Origin of the sequence: Burkholderia sp. HI2714 (assembly GCF_002223085.1) — a bacterium.
GTDB lineage: Bacteria > Pseudomonadota > Gammaproteobacteria > Burkholderiales > Burkholderiaceae > Burkholderia > Burkholderia lata_D.
In genome coordinates, this window is sequence record NZ_NKFM01000012.1 from 65,505 (window position 1) to 85,954 (window position 20,450).

The 20,450-nt window shown below is 68.0% G+C and carries 20 protein-coding genes; 16 read left to right on the forward strand and 4 right to left on the reverse strand.

Features of this window, described 5'->3' with window-relative positions; genetic code table 11:
- Window positions 1-47 precede the first annotated feature (47 nt).
- From accB to CFB82_RS03165, 4 genes are all read right to left on the reverse strand, one after another.
- On the reverse strand, window positions 48-521 hold the full coding sequence (gene accB / locus CFB82_RS03150) for an acetyl-CoA carboxylase biotin carboxyl carrier protein (protein WP_039353042.1): 474 nt from the start codon (window positions 519-521) through the stop codon (window positions 48-50).
- Window positions 522-587: 66 nt separating this feature from the next.
- Entirely contained in the window at window positions 588-1,040 is a 453-nt protein-coding gene (gene aroQ / locus CFB82_RS03155; RefSeq protein WP_011350880.1) for a type II 3-dehydroquinate dehydratase, read from the reverse strand.
- Window positions 1,041-1,234: 194 nt separating this feature from the next.
- The gene (locus CFB82_RS03160) at window positions 1,235-1,786 is read right to left on the reverse strand and encodes a TlpA family protein disulfide reductase (protein ID WP_046544895.1); all 552 of its coding nucleotides are present in this window, start codon (window positions 1,784-1,786) and stop codon (window positions 1,235-1,237) included.
- Between the two features lie 7 nt (window positions 1,787-1,793).
- Window positions 1,794-2,438 carry a UDP-N-acetylmuramate--alanine ligase gene (locus CFB82_RS03165; RefSeq protein ID WP_069247084.1) on the reverse strand — a complete coding sequence of 215 codons (645 nt, stop codon included), beginning with the start codon at window positions 2,436-2,438 and terminating at the stop codon, window positions 1,794-1,796.
- Between the two features lie 42 nt (window positions 2,439-2,480).
- On the opposite strand from CFB82_RS03165, the gene mpl reads away from it, so the two are divergent.
- From mpl to CFB82_RS03250, 16 genes are all read left to right on the forward strand, one after another.
- The gene (gene mpl / locus CFB82_RS03170) at window positions 2,481-4,070 is read left to right on the forward strand and encodes a UDP-N-acetylmuramate:L-alanyl-gamma-D-glutamyl-meso-diaminopimelate ligase (protein WP_373558726.1); all 1,590 of its coding nucleotides are present in this window, start codon (window positions 2,481-2,483) and stop codon (window positions 4,068-4,070) included.
- Entirely contained in the window at window positions 4,067-4,636 is a 570-nt protein-coding gene (locus tag CFB82_RS03175; protein WP_089483404.1) for a YqiA/YcfP family alpha/beta fold hydrolase, read from the forward strand. The genes mpl and CFB82_RS03175 overlap by 4 nt, the downstream gene beginning before the upstream one ends.
- Before the next feature lie 80 nt (window positions 4,637-4,716).
- A complete protein-coding gene (locus CFB82_RS03180) occupies window positions 4,717-6,804 on the forward strand; it encodes a ribonuclease catalytic domain-containing protein (protein ID WP_089483405.1) in 2,088 nt (695 codons plus the stop codon).
- Window positions 6,801-7,667 (forward strand): shikimate dehydrogenase, encoded by an 867-nt coding sequence (gene aroE, locus CFB82_RS03185; RefSeq protein WP_089483406.1) that lies wholly within the window; start codon window positions 6,801-6,803, stop codon window positions 7,665-7,667. The genes CFB82_RS03180 and aroE overlap by 4 nt, the downstream gene beginning before the upstream one ends.
- Before the next feature lie 15 nt (window positions 7,668-7,682).
- Entirely contained in the window at window positions 7,683-8,420 is a 738-nt protein-coding gene (gene mtgA / locus CFB82_RS03190) for a monofunctional biosynthetic peptidoglycan transglycosylase (protein ID WP_011350887.1), read from the forward strand.
- A 437-nt stretch (window positions 8,421-8,857) separates the two neighbouring features.
- Window positions 8,858-10,468, forward strand: coding sequence for a S10 family peptidase (locus CFB82_RS03195; RefSeq protein ID WP_179255369.1), 1,611 nt, complete (start codon window positions 8,858-8,860; stop codon window positions 10,466-10,468).
- Between the two features lie 80 nt (window positions 10,469-10,548).
- Window positions 10,549-10,950, forward strand: a complete 402-nt coding sequence (locus CFB82_RS03200) for an EF-hand domain-containing protein (RefSeq protein ID WP_069247090.1) — start codon at window positions 10,549-10,551, stop codon at window positions 10,948-10,950.
- 348 nt (window positions 10,951-11,298) lie between these two features.
- Window positions 11,299-12,198 carry an IclR family transcriptional regulator gene (locus tag CFB82_RS03210; RefSeq protein ID WP_089444918.1) on the forward strand — a complete coding sequence of 300 codons (900 nt, stop codon included), beginning with the start codon at window positions 11,299-11,301 and terminating at the stop codon, window positions 12,196-12,198.
- Entirely contained in the window at window positions 12,195-13,220 is a 1,026-nt protein-coding gene (locus CFB82_RS03215) for a 2-dehydro-3-deoxygalactonokinase (RefSeq protein ID WP_089444919.1), read from the forward strand. The genes CFB82_RS03210 and CFB82_RS03215 overlap by 4 nt, the downstream gene beginning before the upstream one ends.
- Before the next feature lie 22 nt (window positions 13,221-13,242).
- A complete protein-coding gene (locus CFB82_RS03220) occupies window positions 13,243-13,920 on the forward strand; it encodes a 2-dehydro-3-deoxy-6-phosphogalactonate aldolase (protein WP_089483489.1) in 678 nt (225 codons plus the stop codon).
- The gene (locus CFB82_RS03225) at window positions 13,920-14,699 is read left to right on the forward strand and encodes an SDR family oxidoreductase (protein ID WP_089444921.1); all 780 of its coding nucleotides are present in this window, start codon (window positions 13,920-13,922) and stop codon (window positions 14,697-14,699) included. The genes CFB82_RS03220 and CFB82_RS03225 overlap by 1 nt, the downstream gene beginning before the upstream one ends.
- A gap of 102 nt (window positions 14,700-14,801) precedes the next feature.
- On the forward strand, window positions 14,802-15,797 hold the full coding sequence (locus CFB82_RS03230) for an arabinose ABC transporter substrate-binding protein (protein WP_069247093.1): 996 nt from the start codon (window positions 14,802-14,804) through the stop codon (window positions 15,795-15,797).
- A gap of 69 nt (window positions 15,798-15,866) precedes the next feature.
- Window positions 15,867-17,378, forward strand: coding sequence for an L-arabinose ABC transporter ATP-binding protein AraG (gene araG / locus CFB82_RS03235; protein ID WP_089483407.1), 1,512 nt, complete (start codon window positions 15,867-15,869; stop codon window positions 17,376-17,378).
- A gap of 70 nt (window positions 17,379-17,448) precedes the next feature.
- On the forward strand, window positions 17,449-18,465 hold the full coding sequence (araH, locus tag CFB82_RS03240) for an L-arabinose ABC transporter permease AraH (RefSeq protein WP_043191339.1): 1,017 nt from the start codon (window positions 17,449-17,451) through the stop codon (window positions 18,463-18,465).
- 29 nt (window positions 18,466-18,494) lie between these two features.
- Window positions 18,495-19,301, forward strand: coding sequence for an SDR family NAD(P)-dependent oxidoreductase (locus tag CFB82_RS03245; protein ID WP_089483408.1), 807 nt, complete (start codon window positions 18,495-18,497; stop codon window positions 19,299-19,301).
- A 49-nt stretch (window positions 19,302-19,350) separates the two neighbouring features.
- A complete protein-coding gene (locus tag CFB82_RS03250; protein WP_089483409.1) occupies window positions 19,351-20,412 on the forward strand; it encodes an aldose 1-epimerase in 1,062 nt (353 codons plus the stop codon).
- Window positions 20,413-20,450: the final 38 nt, after the last annotated feature.

Consider the following 20,450-nt stretch of genomic DNA (forward strand, 5'->3'; position numbering starts at 1 on the left):
GCCTGGCGGGCATCGGCGGCGCGCGGCCCGCAGGCCGCGCGGCGGACTTAGCCGATCACGAAAAGCGGCTGGCCGTATTCGACGGCCTGGCCGTTCTCGACGAGGATTTCCTTGATCACGCCGGCCTTGTCCGACTCGATCTCGTTGAGCAGCTTCATCGCTTCGATGATGCAGATCGTCTGGCCTTCCTTGACCGTATCGCCCACCTGGACGAACGGGTCCGCGCCCGGCGACGGTGCGCGATAGAACGTGCCGACCATCGGCGACGTCACGACGTGGCCCTGCGGCACAGCCGGAGCGGCTGCGGCGCCAGCGGCCGGCGCGGCAGCGCCTTCGGTCGGCAGCGCGGCCGACGGAGCGGGCGCGCTGACTTGCGGGGCATACCCAGCCGTCGGCTGCACGTAGACCGGCGGCGCGTTCTTGACGATGCGCACCTTGCCTTCGCCTTCCGTCACTTCCAGCTCGGAGATGCCGGATTCGGAAACGAGGTCGATCAGAGTTTTCAGCTTACGAAGATCCATCGGGAATTCCCCTTTCAATACGTGAAAGCGCCGGTTAGGGGCCGGCGCTGAATCTAGATCGCGAAATCAGCCGCGCGACGTGCCTTGCAGCTTGTCCAGCGCGTACTCGAGCGCGTACAGATAACCTTTCCAGCCGAGCCCGCAGATCACGCCTTCGGCCTGGTCGGAAAAGTAGGAGTGGTGCCTGAACGCTTCGCGGCGATGCACGTTCGACAAGTGAACCTCGACGAACGGGATGCCAACGCCGGCGATCGCGTCCCGGATCGCGACACTCGTGTGCGTGTACGCGGCCGGATTGATCAGGATGAAATCGGTCTGTTCTTCCCGCGCGGCCTGGATGCGGTCGACCAGCGCACCTTCATGGTTGCTCTGGAACGACGACAGTTCGGCGCCGGCTTCCCGGGCGCGCGCGGCAAGCGCCTGATCGATCTGTGCGAGCGTGACGCGGCCGTACACCTCCGGTTCCCGGGTGCCGAGAAGGTTCAGGTTGGGGCCGTGCAGCACCAGCAATCGTGTCATGGTCGCTTCTATTTCTGCGGAATTGCGCGAACTTTAGCGCTATTTAGAGAAATTTGTCTAGTTTTGCCGAACGACCGAGCGCATGCGACCTGCAAGAATTACCGGCGCGCATCCAAAGTATCGGCGAATTCACGCGAAATTGCGGCGATCGACGGGCAAATCGCCGCCAACGTGCGGGCCGCCGTTCGGACAGCTTACAGCGCGTCGAGCGTCTTTTTCAGCTCGGCCGGCTGGATTTGTCCTAATTTTGTCTCGCGAATCTTGCCGGTTTCGTCGATGACGACCGTAAACGGCAGCGCACCGGCGGTATTCCCGAAATTACGGGCCAGATCGGCGCCCGCATATCCGCTGACGAATACCGGATAGTCGACCTTCACCTTCTGCAGAAAGTTCTTCACGTTCTGTTCGGAATCGACGCCGATCCCGATGAAACGGATGCCCTTCTGCTTGTATTGATGTGACAGCGCGACGAGCTCCGGCATCTCCTCGACGCACGGGCCGCACCATGACGCCCAGAAATTGACGACGACTTTCTGGCCCTTGAATGCGGACAACGTGGCGGGCTTGCCGTCGGTGCCCGTCAGCGACGCGGCCCACAACTGCTCGACCGGGCTGCCGTGTGCGGCGGGCGCGGCGACGGCGACACCGTCGTCGGCGGTGCCGCGGAACCAATGGCCGGCGGCGAGCCCGCCGGCAACGGCGGCGGCCGCGACCACCGCGAGCGCCAACATGCGTTTCATCATCATCGTTGAATCATTCCGGTTCGGAAGGGGCCTTGCCTGCTTCGACGAGCGCGCGCAGCGCGGCGGCATCCGCACGGGCGACCCGGCCGCGCGCGTCGGCCTTGACCGCGCCGCGCAGGTCGTCGCTCGCATAGAGCGCGAGGTGGATGCCGATCGCATCGACGTCGCGCCGCGGGCGCCACAGGAAACTGAGCGTCTCGACGTCGGCGCGACCCGCGAAGTGCCGCGTCTCGGATACGTCGTACTGGACGTTCTGGTTCAGCAGGTAGATCGCGACGTCCTTCGGGTTGTCGGTGAATGCCTGCAAATGGATATCCGAATGCGCGTTCGCGGTGCCGTTCAGCACGGCGCCCGTCACATAAGGATGGAACTCGGCGAGCCGGCGCATCCAGTCGAGCGCGATTTCGCGCAGGCGGCGCAGTTCGTCCGGCTGCGTGTCGCTCTGGAACAGGGCGAGGTACTCGCGCAGTTCTTCCTCGATCTGGTCGTTATCCGGCAGCCATTCACCGGCAACGCGCGTATCTCCCAGCAACTGGCGCGCGGCCTTGCGTTTTGCGCCGGCATAGTCCAGGCCGTCCTCCGCGATCAGGCGCGCGGCGGACTGGGCGATTTCCTCGCGGACGCGCCGCGGGTCGAGAAGGGTTTTACGAGACATGATCCGGCAATCATACTCGATCGCCGCAGGGCCCGAGCGCGGGTGCGGCGGCCTGCCGCCCGGCGTGCCGGCGACGTTCGCGCGCAGCGTTCGGGCCGCCGGGCACGGCAGGCCGTCAGTTACAATAGCGTTCTTTGTGTCGCGGCAAAAGCCGTTGGCCGGGCGCCGGCCGCACGGCCTGTCCGCCGCGCCGCACACGCATCCTTTCCGAATCGACGGCGCCCGGCGGCGCGAAAGCATTCATCTATGCACATCCACATTCTTGGCATCTGCGGCACCTTCATGGGCGGTCTCGCCGTACTCGCGCGCGAGGCGGGCCACACGGTGACGGGTTGCGACGCGGGCGTCTATCCGCCGATGAGCACGCAGCTCGAGGCGCAGGGCATCACGCTGATCGAGGGCTACGGCGCCGAGCAGATCGACCTGAAACCGGACCTGTTCGTGATCGGCAACGTCGTCACGCGCGGCAATCCGCTGATGGAGGCGATCCTGGATCGCGGCCTGCCGTACGTGTCGGGCCCGCAGTGGCTCGGCGAGCACGTGCTGGCCGGCAAATGGGTGCTCGCGGTCGCGGGCACGCACGGCAAGACGACCACGTCGTCGATGCTCGCGTGGCTGCTGGAAGACGCGGGCCTGAACCCGGGTTTCCTGATCGGCGGCGTGCCGCTGAACTTCGGCGTGTCGGCGCGGCTCACCGATTCGAGCTTCTTCGTGATCGAGGCCGACGAATACGATACGGCGTTCTTCGACAAGCGCTCGAAGTTCGTCCACTACCGGCCGCGCACCGCGGTGCTGAACAATCTCGAATTCGATCACGCCGACATCTTCCCGGATCTCGCCGCGATCGAGACGCAATTCCACCATCTCGTGCGGACGGTGCCCGGTGTCGGCCGGATCGTCACGAACGGCCGCTCGGACGCGCTCGAGCGCGTGCTGGCGCGCGGCTGCTGGAGCGAGGTCGAGCGCTTCGGCGTCGACGGCGGCTGGCAGGCGCTGCCGGCCGAGGACGGCGTGCCGGTCGACGAGCGCTTCGCGGTGTATTCGCACGCGGAACGCGTCGGCGAAGTCGCGTGGCAGGTGCAGGGCGATCACAACCGGATGAACGCGCTCGCGGCGATCGCGGCCGCGCGCCACGTCGGTGTGCCGCCCGCGCAGGCGGCCGAATCCCTTGCTTCGTTCCGCAACGTGAAGCGCCGGATGGAAGTGCGCGGCAGCGTGGACGGCGTGACCGTCTACGACGATTTCGCGCACCATCCGACCGCGATCGACACCACGATCGCCGGCCTTCGTGCACGCATCGGCCGTCAGCATGCCCGCATCCTCGCGGTGCTCGAGCCGCGCTCGAACACGATGAAGCTCGGCGTGATGAAGTCGCAACTGCCGGCGAGCCTGGCCGACGCCGATCTCGTGTTCGGCTACGGCGCGCCGACCGGGCGCGATGCGCTCGGCTGGAATCTGGCCGAGGCGCTGGCGCCGCTTGGCGAGAAGGCGCACGCATTCGACGATCTGCACCTGCTGGTGAAGTCCGTCGTCGCAGCCGCCCGGCCGGGCGACCACGTGCTCGTGATGAGCAACGGCGGCTTCGGCGGCGTGCACCAGAAGCTGCTCGACGCGCTCGGGAGCCGCACGTGATCCTGTACCTGCACGGCTTCCGGTCGTCGCCGGAATCGCAGAAGTCGCGGCTGCTCGCCGCGCGCATGGCCGAACTGGGCCGCACCCGCGAGTGGCGGTGCCCGTCGCTGTCGGTGTCGCCGCTCGAAGCGATCGCGGTGGCGGAAGCCGAGGTGGCTGGTGCGCGCGACGTGACCGTCATCGGCAGTTCGCTCGGCGGCTATTACGCCACGTGGCTGGCCGAAAAGCACGGCTGGAAGGCCGTGCTGCTGAATCCGGCCATCGTGCCGCAGCGCGATCTCGAGCAGCATCTCGGCGAACAGCCGCTGTACCACGGCGGCGGCACGATCGTCGTCGAGCGCCGTCACCTGCATGAGCTCGATGCGCTGCGCGTGCCGGCGATCACGCGTGCCGAACGCTACTATTTGTTCGCGGCGACCGGTGACGAGGTGCTCGATTACCGCGAGATGCTCGCGCATTACCCGGGCGCGAAGACGCGCGTGATCGAAGGCAGCGATCACGGGATCAGCGAATTTGCCGACTATGTCGACGACGTTCTCGCCTTTTGCGACGGAAAGACGTCTTAAACCGGCCATGTGCCGATCGAATTCCCATCATCATGCGGCGCCGCCGACGCGGCGGCCGGCAGTCTGAACGAGAGTACTGAGTGAACGTTTTCTTCGAGGAATCGGGCAGTTTCAAGGCGGGCAGCGTGCTGTCGCGCCAGGGCGACGCGTTTCAGGTCGAGTTGCCCGGCGGGCGGCGGGCGAAGGTGCGCGCGAAAGACGTGCTGATCGAATTCGACAAGCCGGCCGCGAGCGAACTGATGCAGGAGGCCGACACGGCCGCGCAGCAGATCGATCTGGATTTCCTGTGGGAATGCGCGCCGGCCGACGAGTTCGCGTACACGGCGCTGGCCGCGGAATACTTCGGCGCGACTTACGGCCCGGTCGAGCGTGCGGCGCTGGTGCTGCGGCTGCACGGTTCGCCCGTCTACTTCCGCCGCAAGGGGCGCGGCCAGTACCAGCGCGCGCCGGAAGAGCAGCTCAAGATGGCGCTCGCGTCGCTCGAGCGCAAGCGCCAGCAGGCGCTCGTCCAGGCGCAGTATGAAGAGGAGCTGAAGGCCGGCAAGTTGCCGGACGCGTTCGCGGGCAAGGTACTCGGGTTGCTGACGCGGCCGGACAAGAATGCGATCGAATACAAGGCGATGGAAGCGGCGGCCGGTGCGCGCGGCGTGTCGCCGGCGCGGCTGATGCTCGACTGCGGCGGCATCGCGTCGCCGCGTGCGCTGCACGAGGCGCGCTTCCTCGCGGAATTCTTCCCGCACGGCACGGGCTTTCCGGCCGTCACCGTCGGCCCGCTGCCGGACGACCTGCCGCGCGCAAACGTCCAGGCGTTCTCGATCGACGACATCACGACGACCGAAATCGACGACGCGTTCTCGGTCGAGCACCTGGCCGACGGCCGCGTGCGGATCGGCGTGCACATCGCGGCGCCGGCGCTCGGCATCGTGCGCGGCGACCCGGTCGACGCGATCGCGCGCACGCGCCTGTCGACCGTCTACATGCCGGGCGACAAGATCACGATGCTGCCGGACGACGTCGTCGACGTGTTCACGCTGAAAGAGGGGGATTACCGTCCGGCGCTCTCGCTGTACATCATCGTCAATCGCGAAACCCAGGAGATCGTCGCGAACGAGACGCGCGCCGAGCTCGTGTTCGTGAAGAACAACCTGCGGCACAACCACCTCGACGAGCTCGTCAACGAAGAGACGCTCGCGGCCGGTACCGGCGACTATCCGCACAAGGACGACATCGCCGTGCTGTGGCCGCTCGCGCAGGCGCTGTTCGAGAAGCGCCAGGTCGCGCGCGCGGGCTACGGCCTGAAGCGCGAGGTGCAGCGCAACACCGATTACAACTTCTACGTCGACGGCGAGCACGTGTCGATCACGCCGCGCCGTCGCGGGTCGCCGCTCGACCTGATCGTGTCGGAGCTCGCGATCCTGGCGAACTCGACCTGGGGCGCCTTCCTGCACGACCACACGGTGCCGGGCATCTACCGCTCGCAGCGCGGCTTCGGCGCGCCGGGCCCCAAGCGCACGCGGATGCAGACGACGGCCGCGCCGCACGAAGGCCTCGGCGTCGCGCAGTACGCGTGGAGCACGTCGCCGCTGCGCCGCTACGTCGACCTCGTGAACCAGTGGCAACTGCTCGCGTGCGTGCAGCATGGCGTCACCGCGAAGCTCGCCGCACCGTTCAAGCCGAAGGACGCGGATCTCTACGCGGTCGTGCAGGGCTTCGACGACACCTACACGGCCTACGCCGACTACCAGCGCCGGATGGAGTATTTCTGGTGCCTGCGCTGGCTCGCGCAGGAACAGAAGAAGCAGGTCGTCGCGAGCGTCGTGAAGGGCGACCTCGTGCGCCTCGAGGAAATTCCGCTGCTGCTGCACGTGCCGGGGCTCGGCGTGCATGCGCGCGGTACGCGCGTGCTGCTCGACGTGATGTCGCTCGACGAGCTGACGATCGAGGCGTCGGTGCGGTTGCTGAACGTGCTCGACGCGCCGACCGTGACGAGCGGCGACGCGGCCGAGGAAGAGGATGACGCCGAAGGCGGCGACGACACGCTGATCGACGCCGAAGACGCGACGGCCGAAACCGAAGCCGAAGCACTGGCGGAGGCGGATGGCGCGGCGGCCGGTGAAGGCGGCGAAGCCGCGAACGGCAACGCCGGCGAAGAGGGGCGCACATCATGACCGCGGGTGCGTCGATGAGCGGCGCCGACCGCTATGTCGTATTCGGCAACCCGGTGGCGCACAGCAAGTCGCCGTTCATCCACGCGCAGTTCGCCGCGCAAACGGGGGAGTCGATCGAATACACGCACCGGCTCGCGCCGCTCGACGGTTTCGACGCGGCCGTGCGGGCCTTCGTCGCCGAGGGCGGTCGCGGCGCGAACGTGACGGTGCCGTTCAAGCTCGAAGCGCATGCGCTCGCCGACACGTTGTCGCCGCGCGCGGCGGCGGCGGGTGCCGTGAACACGCTGCGCATCGACGCCGACGGCCGCATCCATGGCGACAACACCGACGGTGTCGGCCTCGTGCGCGACATCGAAGCGAATCTCGGCGTGTCGCTGGCGGGCGCACGCATCCTGCTGCTCGGCGCGGGCGGCGCGGCGCGCGGTGTCGTGCTGCCGCTGCTCGATCGCGCGCCGCTGTCGATCGGAATCGTGAACCGCACCGCGAGCAAGGCCGAAGCGCTCGTCGGCCAGTTCATGCAGGCCGCGCACGATGCGGGCTGCACGCTCGCGGGCGGCGGCCCGGACGTCGTGCGCGCGGAGCCGTACGACGTGGTGATCAACGCGACGGCCGGCAGCCTCGATGCCGCGCTGCCGGAGTGCGATGCCGCTGCATTCGGCACGGGCACGCTCGCGTACGACATGATGTACGGCGCGCAGCCGACGGTATTCATGCAGCATGCGGCATCGCTCGGCGCGCGCACCGCCGACGGGCTCGGCATGCTCGTCGAGCAGGCGGCCGAATCGTTCTTCATCTGGCGCGGCGTGCGGCCGGACGGCGCACCGGTGCTGGCCGCTCTGCGCCAGGCGCTCGCGGCGAGCTGAGCGGGAGCGCGGCACGTGGTGGCGGTGAGCGGCACGCAGCACACGCGGACGGTGAGCCCGACCCGCTGGATCGTTTATGCGGGATCCGTGTTCGCGGGTGCGTGGCTCGCGACGCAACTGTTCTATCTCGCGCAGATCGCGCTGTGGTCGTTCGTGAACCCGGGCTCGACCGCGTTCATGCGCACCGACGCGTGGTGGCTGTCGCGCGACAAGCCGCCCGCGCAGATCCAGCATCAATGGGTGCCGTACGACCAGATCTCGCGCAACCTGAAGCGCGCACTGATCGCGTCGGAAGATTCGACTTTCGCGACCAACAACGGCTACGACGTCGACGCGATCCTGCAGGCGTGGGAGAAGAACAAGGCGCGCGGCCGGATCGTCGCGGGCGGCTCGACGATCACGCAGCAGCTCGCGCGCAACCTGTTCCTGTCGCGCGAGAAGAGCTACATCCGCAAGGGGCAGGAGCTCATCATCACGTGGATGCTCGAAACGGTGCTCGACAAGGAGCGGATCTTCGAGATCTACCTGAATTCCGTCGAGTGGGGGCGCGGCGTGTACGGCGCCGAAGCGGCCGCCCGCTATTACTACAGGATTCCCGCGAGCCGGCTCGGCGCGTGGCAATCGGCGCGTCTCGCGGTGATGCTGCCGAAGCCGCGCTGGTTCGACGCGCATCGCGGCTCGGCGTACCAGGCGCAGCGCGCGGCGGTCATCGCCCGACGGATGGGGGCGGCCGAGCTGCCGCAATCGGAGTGAACGGCGCGCTGGCGCCGTCGCATTGACCGTTTCGTCGCCCGGGCGCCTGTCATGGGCCGTTTGTGCGCTGCAGCGCATTCATGTCGCGATCATTTCGGGCCACATCCTTTAGACGAATCCGTCTATTTCGTTTTGCTGAGCAATACCGGGCGTCGTGTGATTTTGTTCGCCGATATGGCACGAAATTCGGGGATTTTTAGTCTCCGCGGATAAACGCGAAAGCCCGTGAAAGGCGCGTGAAATGCAATGTTTCGCGAACCGAAGCATTCCTGAAAGGTGTGCGCCGCACCGGCCGCCCGCCAAATATTTCAAAATTTTTCAAAGCTGACGGGCTCGCGTATATTGGCCAGCGCCTCGGCTTATCGGCCGCAATCGAGGCGGGGGGTGGCTTATCCGGCTGCTCGACACAAAAAACATCCGAGAGAAGGAAAGCAACGATGCCAGCAAGCAAAGCGAAGCTGTTGTTGGGAGTGGTGTTTTCTTCGCTGATTCTGACGGCCTGCAACGACGACGTGACATCGTCCGCTGCTGCCAGCGCCAACAGCTCAGCCGATCCCGCCGGTCAGGCGGACAGGGCGTACAACGATCCGAACAGTTATTCGTCGAGCGCGAACGCGTCGCTCGACGCCTCCGCCGCGGTTGAAAAGGCCGCCGTCACGCATCACCAGATCACCCTCAACGGCAAGACGATCCGCTACACGGCCACGGCCGGCCACCTCGTCGCGCGCAATCCGCAGACCGGCGCGCCCGAAGCATCGTTCTTCTATGTCGCCTATACGGCCGACAACCAGCCCGCGGCGAAGCGGCCCGTCACGTTCCTGTACAACGGCGGCCCCGGCTCGGCATCGGTATGGCTGCACCTCGGCTCGTTCGGCCCGCGTCGGATCCAGACGGGCGACCCGAACGCGAATACGTCGACGTTCCCGTTCGTCGACAACCAGGAAAGCCTGCTCGACACGACCGACCTCGTGTTCGTCGATGCGATCGGCACCGGCTTCTCCGAAGCGATCGCGCCGAACACGAACCAGACGTTCTGGGGCGTCGACCAGGACGGCGGCGCGTTCCGCGATTTCGTGACGCGCTACATCACCGTGAACCAGCGCAACGACTCGCCGAAGTACCTGTTCGGCGAATCGTACGGCACACCGCGCACCGACGTGCTCGCGAACCTGCTCGAGACGGCCGGCGTGAAGCTCGACGGCATCGTGCTGCAGTCGTCGATCCTGAACTACAACGTGAACTGCGACATGGCGAGCGACTACATCGGCAACTCGAACAACGGGTCGAGCCCGGTGAGTTGCGCGGGTTTCGTGCCGTCGTATGGCACCGTCGGCGCGTACTACCAGCTCGACAACCCGAACCCGTCGAGCCTGCCGCAGTATGCGGACCAGATGCGCCTGCTGACGGCCGGCAGCTACGCGCCTGCCGTGAACGCGTACCTGGCGAGCCATACGCCGCCGCCGCCGACCCTCGTCACGACGATGGTGAATTCGACCGGCGTGAAGCAGTCGCTGTGGAATGCGAACTTCAACGTGGTCCCGACCTTCTTCGACAACAGCTTCCAGCTGTCGCTGATCCCGGGCACGCTGATCGGCCGCTACGACGCGCGCGTGAACGTGCCGGTGTCGAGCCCGCTGGCGGCCGACGGCGATCCGTCGAGCTCGTTCATCACGAAGCCGTTCACCGACACGATCGGCAAGTACCTGCCGAACGAGCTGAAGTACACCGCGCAGTCGGCCTACTCGTTGAGCAGCAATGCGATCAACACGTGGGACTGGACGCACGATGGCCTCGCGATGCCGGACACGATCCCCGATCTCGCCGCGGCGCTGTCGCTGAATCCGCAGCTGAAGGTGTTGTCGCTGAACGGGTATCACGACATCGCGACGCCGTTCTACCAGACCGAGCTCGACCTCGCGCGGCTCGGGACGCAACCGAACCTGACGATCAAGGACTATCAGGGCGGACACATGGTCTATCTCGACGATACGTCGCGTCCGCAGGAGAAAGCCGACCTCGTGACCTTCTACAACGCGGCCGCGCATTGATGCTGCGCCACGCAGGCGACGCGCGCCCGCGGGGGCGCCGCGCCTGCCGTCGACGACCTCATTCCAGACTGGAGCCTGATATGAAGAATCGTTTCATCGTCGTTGCCGCGGCGCTCGCCTGTGCCGGCGCCGCAGCATCCGTATCCGCGTTCGCGCAGGCGAGCGACGCCGCCGCCCCGGCGCGTGCGCGCCAGGCGCAGCTCGGCGATCCGTACGTACCGCCGGCCGCGCGCAAGCCGACCGCCGGCACGCAGACGACGGGCGCCGCGCTGCATGCGCAGGTGGTGCGCAAGCTCGCGCGGCAGTTCAGCGCGGCCGACGCGCAGAACACGGGTTCGATCACCGAATCGCAGGCACGCGCGGCCGGCCTCGGCTATGTCGCGAACCACTTCCGGCAGATCGACTCGGGCGGCAACGGCCGCGTGTCGTTCGCGGACGTCCAGCGCTACATGCAGGCACGCAGCACGAGCAGCCAGCAGTAAGCGCGGCGCGCGGTGAGCAAACGGGGGCGGAACCTGCTGCACGGCGGGTTCCGCCCCCGTGCACATGAAGCCGCCGTTACGTCGAAGACGCGGCGGATTCGTGCCGAATTCTCATTATCTGGGCAACGCATTCAAATATTGGAGACGAGTGCGTGCGCTCCTACAATCCGAAGCACATCACAGCTTCGGATCCACGCATCGCGTGGCGCCCGACGCACACGGAGACACCTTCCATGAAGTTCGCCGGGCGCTTTATTCGGTGCATCGACCGCCGCCTCGTCGCGACGCCGGACGTTATTCCGGCATCGTGCGAACGGCTTCACCGGTTCCGTTGAAGAAGCCCGCCCCATGACCAAGATGCCCGACACCCTTGCCCTCGACGCCCGGCGTGCGACGCCGGACGATGCGTCACTGACCGACAGCATCGGCGCGACCAGCACGCCGCTCGATCTCGCCGCGCAGCAGGCTGGTACGCAGACGCTGCTGCGCGGCCTCGCGATCCTCGAGGCGATCGCGAACGGCGCGCGCGACATGCGCGCGATCGGCGCCGCGCTCGGCACGACGCGCAGCACCACGCACCGGCTCGTCAGCAGCCTCGTGCAGGCGCGCTACCTGCGCCAGGTGCAGGGCGGCTACCTGCTCGGCCCGAAGCTGATCGAGCTCGGCACGATCGCGCTCGAGCAGATGCCGCTCACCGCGGTGGCGCGCCCGCACCTCGAAGCGCTCGCGGAAGCGACGCTCGACACGATCCATCTCGGCGTGCGCGACGGCGACGACGTGCTGTACATCGACAAGATTCCCGGTACGCGCGGCCTCGAGATGCGCTCGCGCGTCGGCCACCGGATGCCGCTCGCATCGACCGGCATCGGCAAGGCGATGATGCTCGACACCGATCCCGACACGTGGCGCTCGCTATTCGAGGCCGCCCGGCGGGCGCTTGCCGGCGTCAGTTTCAAGCCGGACAACCGGCCCGAGACGAGCGCGTTCCTGCAGCGCATGGCGCATTACGCGGCCGGCGGCTATACGTTCGATCTCGAGGAGAACGAGGCGTCGATCCGCTGCGTGGCGGCGCCGATCCGCGACGCATCGGGCGCGATCGTCGCGGCCGTGTCGGTCGCGAGCACGATTCCGTACATGTCGCACGACCGGATGGACGAACTGATTCCGCTCGTGCAGCGCGAAGCGCGAGCCATTTCCGCGGAACTGGGCTGGAGCCCGCCGCAGGGTACCCGCAGGATCAAACGATGACGACTTCGACCCGGCCCGTTCCGGATGCCAGCTCCGCCACCCCGTCGCTGATCGCGCTCGACTGGGGCACGACGTCGCTGCGCGCCTATCTGTACGACGCGCACGGCGCGCTCATCGACACGCGCAGCCGTGCGGCGGGCGTGATGCATGTGCCGGGCGGCGGCGCGCGCGCGTTCGACGCGGTGTTCGAGGAAGCGTGCGGCGACTGGCTCGACCGCACGCCGGGCCTGCCGGTGCTCGCCGCCGGGATGGTCGGCAGTGCGCAAGGCTGGCGCGAGGCGCCGTACGTCGCGGTGCCGGCCGGCGCCGACGCGCTCGTCGCGGGCCTCATCACGGTGACGACGGCGCGCGGCACGACGATCTCGATCGTGCCGGGCGTCATCGCCACGGGCGAACTGCCCGACGTGATGCGCGGTGAAGAAACGCAGATATTCGGTGCGCTCGCGAGCGATCCCACGCTTGGCGCCGATCGTTCAGGGGTACTGATCGGCTTGCCGGGCACCCATGCGAAATGGGCGTGGGTGAGGGACGGGCTGATCGAGCGCTTCCAGACCTTCATGACGGGCGAGCTGTTCGCGGTGCTGCGCGACCACACGATCCTCGGCCGCACGATGCGCGCGGGCGCGTCGCCCGATCGCGCGGCGTTCGTGCGCGGCGTCTCGGTCGCGCGCGGCGCGCAGCATACGGGGCTGCTCGCGACGATCTTCAGCACGCGCACGCTCGGCCTGACCGACCGGCTCGCGCCCGATGCGCAGGGCGACTACCTGTCCGGGCTGCTGATCGGCCATGAGCTCAACGCGCTCGACGCGATGCTCGCGGAGCGCGGCATCGCGCTCGCGGACCAGCCGCTGCTGCTGATCGGCGACGACAGCCTGTGCGCGCGCTACGCCGATGCGCTCCAGGAATTCGGCCACCCGCATGCCCGTGTCGTCGCGCATGCGACCGACCGCGGCCTGTGGCGGATCGCGTCGCGCGCCGGGCTCGTGCGTGCGGATGGCGAGCCCGTTTGCGCCGACCAATGAACTGTTTGCAGAGGATTCCTCGATGCCGTCCGACCTGACCTTGCCCGCACCCTACGCGCCCCACGCCGCGCTGATGCGTGCGTTCGACGCGTGCCCGCTGATCGCGATCATGCGCGGGATCACGCCCGCTGAAGCGGCCGACCACGGCCACGCGCTCTATGAAGCCGGCTTCCGGATCGTCGAGGTGCCGCTCAACTCGCCCGATCCGTTCGACAGCATCGCCGCGCTGCGGCGGGTGCTGCCCGACGACGCGATCGTCGGCGCGGGGACCGTGCTGCGCGCCGAGTACGTCGACCGCGTGCAGGACACGGGCGGCGCGCTGATCGTGATGCCGCACAGCGACGCGGCCGTGATCCGCCGCGCCCGCGAGCGCGGCCTCGCGAGCGCGCCGGGCGTGGCGACGCCGACCGAAGCGTTCGCGGCGCTCACGAACGGTGCCGACGTGCTGAAGATGTTCCCGGCCGAGCAGCTCGGCGTGCCTGTCGTGAAGGCGTGGCGCGCGGTGATCGACCGCGCGGTGCCGCTGATTCCGGTCGGCGGCATCTCGCCCGACAACATGGCGCCGTTCCTGAATGCCGGCGCAAACGGTTTCGGGCTCGGCTCGGCGCTGTACCGCCCCGGCCAGTCGGCCGACGCGACCGCGGCGAACGCACGCGCGTTCCAGGCCGGCTTGCGCGCGGCGCGCGGCGGAGCCGCATGATGGGCCGCCTCGCGGACAAGGTCGCGATGGTGACGGGCGCGGGCCGGGGCATCGGCGCCGCGATCGCCCGCGCGTTCGTTCGCGAGGGCGCGGCGGTCGCGCTCGTCGATCTCGACTTCCCGCAGGCGCAGCGCACGGCCGCCGCGATTGCGCAGGAGATCGCCGGTGCGCGCGTGCTGCCGCTGCAGGCGGATGTCGCGCGGCAGGAGGCGGTGCGTGCTGCACTGGCGCAGACCGAGGCGGCGTTCGGCCCGCTCGACGTACTCGTGAACAACGCGGGCATCAACGTGTTCGCCGATCCGCTGACGATGACCGACGACGACTGGCGCCGCTGCTTCGCGGTCGACCTCGACGGCGTGTGGCACGGCTGCCGCGCGGCGCTGGAAGGGATGGTCGAACGCGGCCGCGGCAGCATCGTGAACATCGCGTCGACGCACGCGTTCAGGATCATCCCGGGCTGCTTTCCGTACCCGGTCGCGAAGCATGGCGTGCTGGGCCTCACGCGTGCGCTCGGCATCGAATACGCGGCGCGCAACGTGCGCGTGAACGCGATCGCGCCGGGCTACATCGAGACGCAGCTCACGCGCGACTGGTGGGACGCGCAACCCGACCCTGCTGCCGCGCGCGCCGAAACGCTCGCGCTGCAGCCGATGAAGCGGATCGGCCGGCCGGAGGAGGTCGCGATGACGGCCGTGTTCCTCGCGTCCGACGAGGCGCCGTTCATCAATGCCGCGTGCATCACCGTCGATGGCGGACGCGCGGCGCTGTATCACGACTGACGCAACGATTCGAAAGACCGCACGTGCGACGGCCGCGCGCACGCTGCGTCGAAACCAACAAGCGGCTGCATCCTGTTCGATGAAGACAAGGAGACACTGGAGATGAAACGCAGAACGTTCGTAACGCTGGCGGCCGCGGCCGCGGTGGTGATCGGGAGCCCCGTCGTGCACGCGGCCGATCCGGTCAAGATTGGCTTCCTCGTGAAGCAGCCGGAAGAGCCGTGGTTCCAGGACGAGTGGAAGTTCGCCGAAATCGCGGCGAAGCAGAAGGGCTTCACGCTCGTGAAGATCGGCGCGCCGTCCGGTGAAAAGGTGATGAGCGCGATCGACAACCTGTCTGCGCAGAAGGCGCAGGGCTTCATCATCTGCACGCCGGACGTGAAGCTCGGGCCGGGCATCGTCGCGAAGGCGAAGTCGCACAACCTGAAGATGATGACGGTGGACGACCGCCTCGTCGACGGCGCGGGCAAGCCGATCGAGGCGGTCCCGCACATGGGGATCTCCGCCTACAACATCGGCAAGCAGGTCGGCGACGGTATTGCGGCCGAGATCAAGAAGCGCGGCTGGGACATGAAGGACGTCGGCGCGATCGACATCACCTACGAGCAGCTGCCGACCGCGCATGACCGCACCAGCGGCGCGACCGACGCGCTGGTGGCCGCCGGCTTCCCGAAGGCGAACGTGATCGCGGCGCCGCAGGCGAAGACCGACACGGAGAACGCCTTCAACGCGGCGAACATCGCGCTCACGAAGAACCCGCAGTTCAAGCACTGGGTGGCGTACGGCCTGAACGACGAAGCGGTGCTCGGCGCGGTGCGCGCGGCGGAAGGGCGCGGCTTCAAGGCGGACAACATGATCGGCATCGGCATCGGCGGCTCCGACTCGGCGCTGAACGAGTTCAAGAAGCCGCAACCGACGGGCTTCTATGGCACCGTGATCATCAGCCCGAAGCGCCACGGCGAGGAAACCTCGGACCTGATGTACACGTGGATCACGCAGGGCAAGGCGCCGCCGGCGCTGACGCTGACGACCGGCATGCTCGCGACGCGCGACAACGTGTCGAAGGTGCGCGACGAGATGGGGCTCGCGTCGAAGTAAGCGGCTTGCCGGCTGCGGCGGCAACGCGGCAGCCGGCGATCGATGGATCTGCAAGAGTAGGGAGACGACGTGTCAGCGGCACTGCGTTTTGACAATATCGGCAAGGTCTTTCCCGGCGTGCGCGCACTCGACGGCATCTCGTTCGACGTGCATGCGGGCGAGGTGCATGGCCTGATGGGCGAGAATGGCGCGGGCAAGTCGACGCTGCTGAAGATTCTCGGCGGCGAATACCAGCCCGATGCGGGCAGCGTGCTGGTCGACGGCCAGCCCGTGCAGTTCGCGAGTGCGGCCGCGTCGATCGCGGCCGGCATCGCGGTGATTCACCAGGAGCTGCAGTACGTGCCCGACCTGACGGTCGCGGAAAACCTGCTGCTCGGCCGCCTCCCGAATGCGTTCGGCTGGGTGAGGAAGCGCGAGGCGAAGCGCTTCGTGCGCGAGCGGCTCGCCGCGATGGGCGTCGATCTCGATCCCGATGCGCGGCTCGGGCGGCTGTCGATCGCGCAACGTCAGATGGTCGAGATCTGCAAGGCGCTGATGCGCAATGCGCGCGTGATCGCGCTCGACGAACCGACCAGCTCGCTGTCGCATCGCGAGACCGAAGTGCTGTTCAAGCTCGTCGATGACCTGCGTGCGCAGGGCCGTGCGCTGATCTACATCTCGCACCGGATGGACGAGATCTACCGGCTGTGCGACGCCTGCACGATCTTCCGCGACGGGCGCAAGATCGCATCGCACGAATCGCTCGCCGACGTGCCGCGCGAACGGCTCGTCGCCGAAATGGTCGGGCGCGAGATTTCGGATATCTATCATTACGCGCCGCGTGCGCTCGGCGACGTGCGCTTCGCGGCCGAAGGCATCGACGGCCCGGCACTGCGCGAACCCGCGAGCTTCTCGGTGCGCGCGGGCGAGATCGTCGGCTTCTTCGGGCTCGTCGGCGCGGGCCGCAGCGAGCTGATGCGGCTCGTGTACGGTGCGGATCACCGGCGCGCGGGCGCGCTGACGCTCGATGGCGTGCGCATCGACGTGAAGCGCACCGGCGATGCGATCCGCCACGGCATCGTGCTGTGCCCCGAGGACCGCAAGGAAGAGGGGATCATCGCGATCGCGTCGGTTGCGGAGAACATCAACATCAGCTGCCGCCGCCATTCGCTGCGCGCGGGGCTCTTCATCAACCGCAAGGCCGAAAGCGAAACGGCCGACCGTTTCATCCAGCGGCTCAAGATCAAGACGCCGAACCGGCGCCAGAAGATCCGCTTCCTGTCGGGCGGCAACCAGCAGAAGGCGATCCTGTCGCGCTGGCTCGCGGAGCCCGACCTGAAGGTCGTGATCCTCGACGAGCCGACGCGCGGGATCGACGTCGGCGCGAAGCACGAGATCTACGACGTGATCTACCGGCTCGCGGAACGCGGCTGCGCGATCGTGATGGTGTCGTCGGAGCTGCCGGAAGTGCTCGGCGTGTCCGACCGCATCGTGGTGATGCGCGAAGGGCGGATCGCGGGCGAGCTGCCGCGCGAACAGGCGAACGAACACGCGGTGCTGAGCCTGGCGCTGCCGCAGACGAGCGCCGTCGAGGCGGCCTGACGCAGGGCACGACAATCGAATCGGACATGCACGGCGCGGGCCGTGCGATGCAGGAGCAGGAGACTCAATCATGCAAGTCAACGAAAACCTTGGCAGCGCCGCCGTGAAGCCGTCGGCCGACGCGCTGGTGCCGCAGCAGAGCGACCGCCAGAAGTGGTGGCAGCATCTGACCGAATACAGCCTGATCGCGATCTTCGCGGTGATGTTCATCACGATGTCGCTGACGGTCGATCACTTCTTCTCGATCGACAACATGCTCGGCCTCGCGCTGTCGATCTCGCAGATCGGCATGGTCGCGTGCACGATGATGTTCTGCCTCGCGTCGCGCGACTTCGACCTGTCGATCGGCTCGACCGTCGCGTTCTCCGGCGTGCTGTGCGCGATGGTGCTGAACGCGACCGACAACACGTTCGTCGCGATCGTCGCGGCGGTCGCGGCCGGCGCCGCGATCGGCTTCGTGAACGGCGCGGTGATCGCGTACTTGCGCATCAACGCGCTGATCACGACGCTCGCGACGATGGAGATCGTGCGCGGGCTCGGCTTCATCGTGTCGAAGGGGCAGGCGGTCGGCGTGTCGTCGGACACCTTCATCGCGCTCGGCGGGCTGTCGCTGTTCGGCGTGTCGCTGCCGATCTGGGTCACGCTGCTGTGCTTCATCGCGTTCGGCGTGCTGCTGAACCAGACGGTCTATGGCCGCAACACGCTCGCGATCGGCGGCAACCCGGAAGCCTCGCGGCTCGCGGGGATCAACGTCGAACGCACGCGCGTGTACATCTTCCTGATCCAAGGCGCGGTGACGGCGCTCGCGGGCGTGATCCTCGCGTCGCGCATCACGTCGGGCCAGCCGAACGCCGCGCAGGGCTTCGAGCTGAACGTGATCTCCGCGTGCGTGCTCGGCGGCGTGTCGCTGATGGGCGGCCGCGCGACGATCTCGGGCGTCGTGATCGGCGTGCTGATCATGGGCACCGTCGAGAACGTGATGAACCTGCTGAACATCGACGCGTTCTACCAGTACCTCGTGCGCGGCGCGATCCTGCTCGCGGCCGTGCTGCTCGACCAGCTGAAGAACCGCGGCGTCCGCGACTGACCCGATCCGCTTTTACGGAGACGAACCGCATGACCATCGACACTTCCGCGCACGATCCGCGCCCCGCGAGCCCTGCGCGCTATGCACGCTACCCGAGCCTCGAGGATCGCGCGGTGCTGATCACGGGCGGCGCGACCGGGATCGGCGCGGCGTTCGTCGAACACTTCGCCGAGCAGGGCGCGCGCGTCGCGTTCGTCGACCTCGACGCGGCGGCCGGTACCGCGCTCGCGGAAAGCCTCGCGCACGTCCGCCATGCGCCGCTGTTCCTCCAGTGCGACCTGACTGACATCGACGCGCTGCGCCATGCGATCGACGCGATCCGCGCGCGCATCGGCGCGATCGCGGTGCTCGTGAACAACGCGGCGAACGACACGCGCCACGCGATCGGCGACGTGACGCCCGAATCGTTCGACGCGGGCATCGCGGTGAACCTGCGTCACCAGTTCTTCGCCGCGCAGGCGGTGATCGACGACATGAAGCGGCAGGGCGGCGGCGCGATCGTCAATCTCGGCTCGATCAGCTGGATGCTGAAGAACGGCGGCTATCCCGTCTACGTAATGGCGAAGGCGGCCGTGCAGGGGCTGACGCGCGGCCTCGCGCGCGACCTCGGCCCGTTCGGCATCCGCGTGAATTCGCTGGTGCCCGGCTGGGTGATGACCGACAAGCAGCGCCGGCTGTGGCTCGACGACGCGGGCCGCGCGGCGATCAAGGCCGGCCAGTGCCTCGATGCCGAACTGCTGCCCGCCGATCTCGCGCGGATGGCGCTGTTCCTCGCGGCCGACGACAGCCGGATGATCACCGCGCAGGACGTGATCGTCGACGGCGGCTGGGCCTGACCGTTCGCACGACCCGCATCGTTTCTTCGACGAAGGAAAGGAGTTCACCATGACCGCCACGTCCTCGAGCGCATCGTCGTCCACCAGCCAGTCGCGCCGCGCGCGCCTGGCCGCCGCCGCGCAGCCGGTCAGCCCCGGCCCGCAGACAGCAGCCTTTGCGCAGGGCGTCGGCGCCGCGCATGCGGCGGCCGTCACGCTGTCGAACGCGCTGCTGCGGCTCGACGTGCTGCCGCATCTCGGCGGCGGCATCGCGCGCTTCGACTGGCGTGGCGACAACGGCGCGCTGATGCCGGTGTTCCGCCGCTGCGAGGACCCGGAGACGGCGACGGACCCGAACGAGCTCGCGTGCTATCCGCTGCTGCCTTACTCGAACCGGATCGGCGACGGGCGCTTCGAATGCGACGGGCGCAAGGTCGCGGTGCCGCGCAATCGCCGCGACGAGCCGCTGCCGATCCACGGCGACGGCTGGCTCGCACCGTGGCAGGTGGACGATGCGACCGGCACGTCGCTGCAACTGTCGCTCGACCGCACCGCCGGCGCGCCGTATGCGTTCCGCGCGATCCAGTCGTTCGAGCTCGACGACGCGACGCTGTCGATCGCGCTGACGATCGAGAACGCGGGGCGTGCGCGGCTGCCGTTCGGGCTCGGCGTGCATCCGTTCCTCGTGCGCGATACCGCGACCGAACTGGCCGCGGCTGCCGGCGGGCTGTGGTTGTCGGGCGCGGATTTCCTGCCGGTGCGGCACGTGAGCGTGCCGCCGGCCTGGCAGTTCGGCGTCGCGTATCCGTTGCCGGCCACGCTCGTCAATCATGCGTTCACCGGCTGGGGCGGCCACGCGACGGTGAGCTGGCCGCGCCGCGGGCTGTCGCTGACGGTGGCGGCCGACGCCGACGCATACGTGCTCTATACGCCGCCCGGCGAGGATTTCTTCTGCTTCGAGCCGGTCGATCATCCGATCAACGCGGTGAACCTGCCGGGCGGCGCGACCGCGCACGGGATGACGCTGCTCGCGCCCGGCGAGCGGCTCACGCGGCGTTTCGCATTCACCGTCGAGCGCGCCGATGCGCGCGGCAATGCGGCTTCGCGCGAGGCGCGCCGGCGACGCGGGTAAAATACGCGGTCTACCAACGGTTTGCCGCGAGTACCCGC

Bases quoted from the DNA above. Each gene is read 5' to 3' on its own strand.
- accB (WP_039353042.1), bottom strand. From the start codon at position 521: ATGGATCTTCGTAAGCTGAAAACTCTGATCGACCTCGTTTCCGAATCC.
- aroQ (WP_011350880.1), bottom strand. From the start codon at position 1,040: ATGACACGATTGCTGGTGCTGCACGGCCCCAACCTGAACCTTCTCGGC.
- CFB82_RS03160 (WP_046544895.1), bottom strand. From the start codon at position 1,786: ATGATGATGAAACGCATGTTGGCGCTCGCGGTGGTCGCGGCCGCCGCC.
- CFB82_RS03165 (WP_069247084.1), bottom strand. From the start codon at position 2,438: ATGTCTCGTAAAACCCTTCTCGACCCGCGGCGCGTCCGCGAGGAAATC.
- aroE (WP_089483406.1), top strand. From the start codon at position 6,801: ATGACCGCGGGTGCGTCGATGAGCGGCGCCGACCGCTATGTCGTATTC.
- CFB82_RS03195 (WP_179255369.1), top strand. From the start codon at position 8,858: ATGCCAGCAAGCAAAGCGAAGCTGTTGTTGGGAGTGGTGTTTTCTTCG.
- CFB82_RS03200 (WP_069247090.1), top strand. From the start codon at position 10,549: ATGAAGAATCGTTTCATCGTCGTTGCCGCGGCGCTCGCCTGTGCCGGC.
- CFB82_RS03210 (WP_089444918.1), top strand. From the start codon at position 11,299: ATGACCAAGATGCCCGACACCCTTGCCCTCGACGCCCGGCGTGCGACG.
- CFB82_RS03215 (WP_089444919.1), top strand. From the start codon at position 12,195: ATGACGACTTCGACCCGGCCCGTTCCGGATGCCAGCTCCGCCACCCCG.
- CFB82_RS03220 (WP_089483489.1), top strand. From the start codon at position 13,243: ATGCCGTCCGACCTGACCTTGCCCGCACCCTACGCGCCCCACGCCGCG.
- CFB82_RS03225 (WP_089444921.1), top strand. From the start codon at position 13,920: ATGGGCCGCCTCGCGGACAAGGTCGCGATGGTGACGGGCGCGGGCCGG.
- CFB82_RS03230 (WP_069247093.1), top strand. From the start codon at position 14,802: ATGAAACGCAGAACGTTCGTAACGCTGGCGGCCGCGGCCGCGGTGGTG.
- araH (WP_043191339.1), top strand. From the start codon at position 17,449: ATGCAAGTCAACGAAAACCTTGGCAGCGCCGCCGTGAAGCCGTCGGCC.
- CFB82_RS03245 (WP_089483408.1), top strand. From the start codon at position 18,495: ATGACCATCGACACTTCCGCGCACGATCCGCGCCCCGCGAGCCCTGCG.
- CFB82_RS03250 (WP_089483409.1), top strand. From the start codon at position 19,351: ATGACCGCCACGTCCTCGAGCGCATCGTCGTCCACCAGCCAGTCGCGC.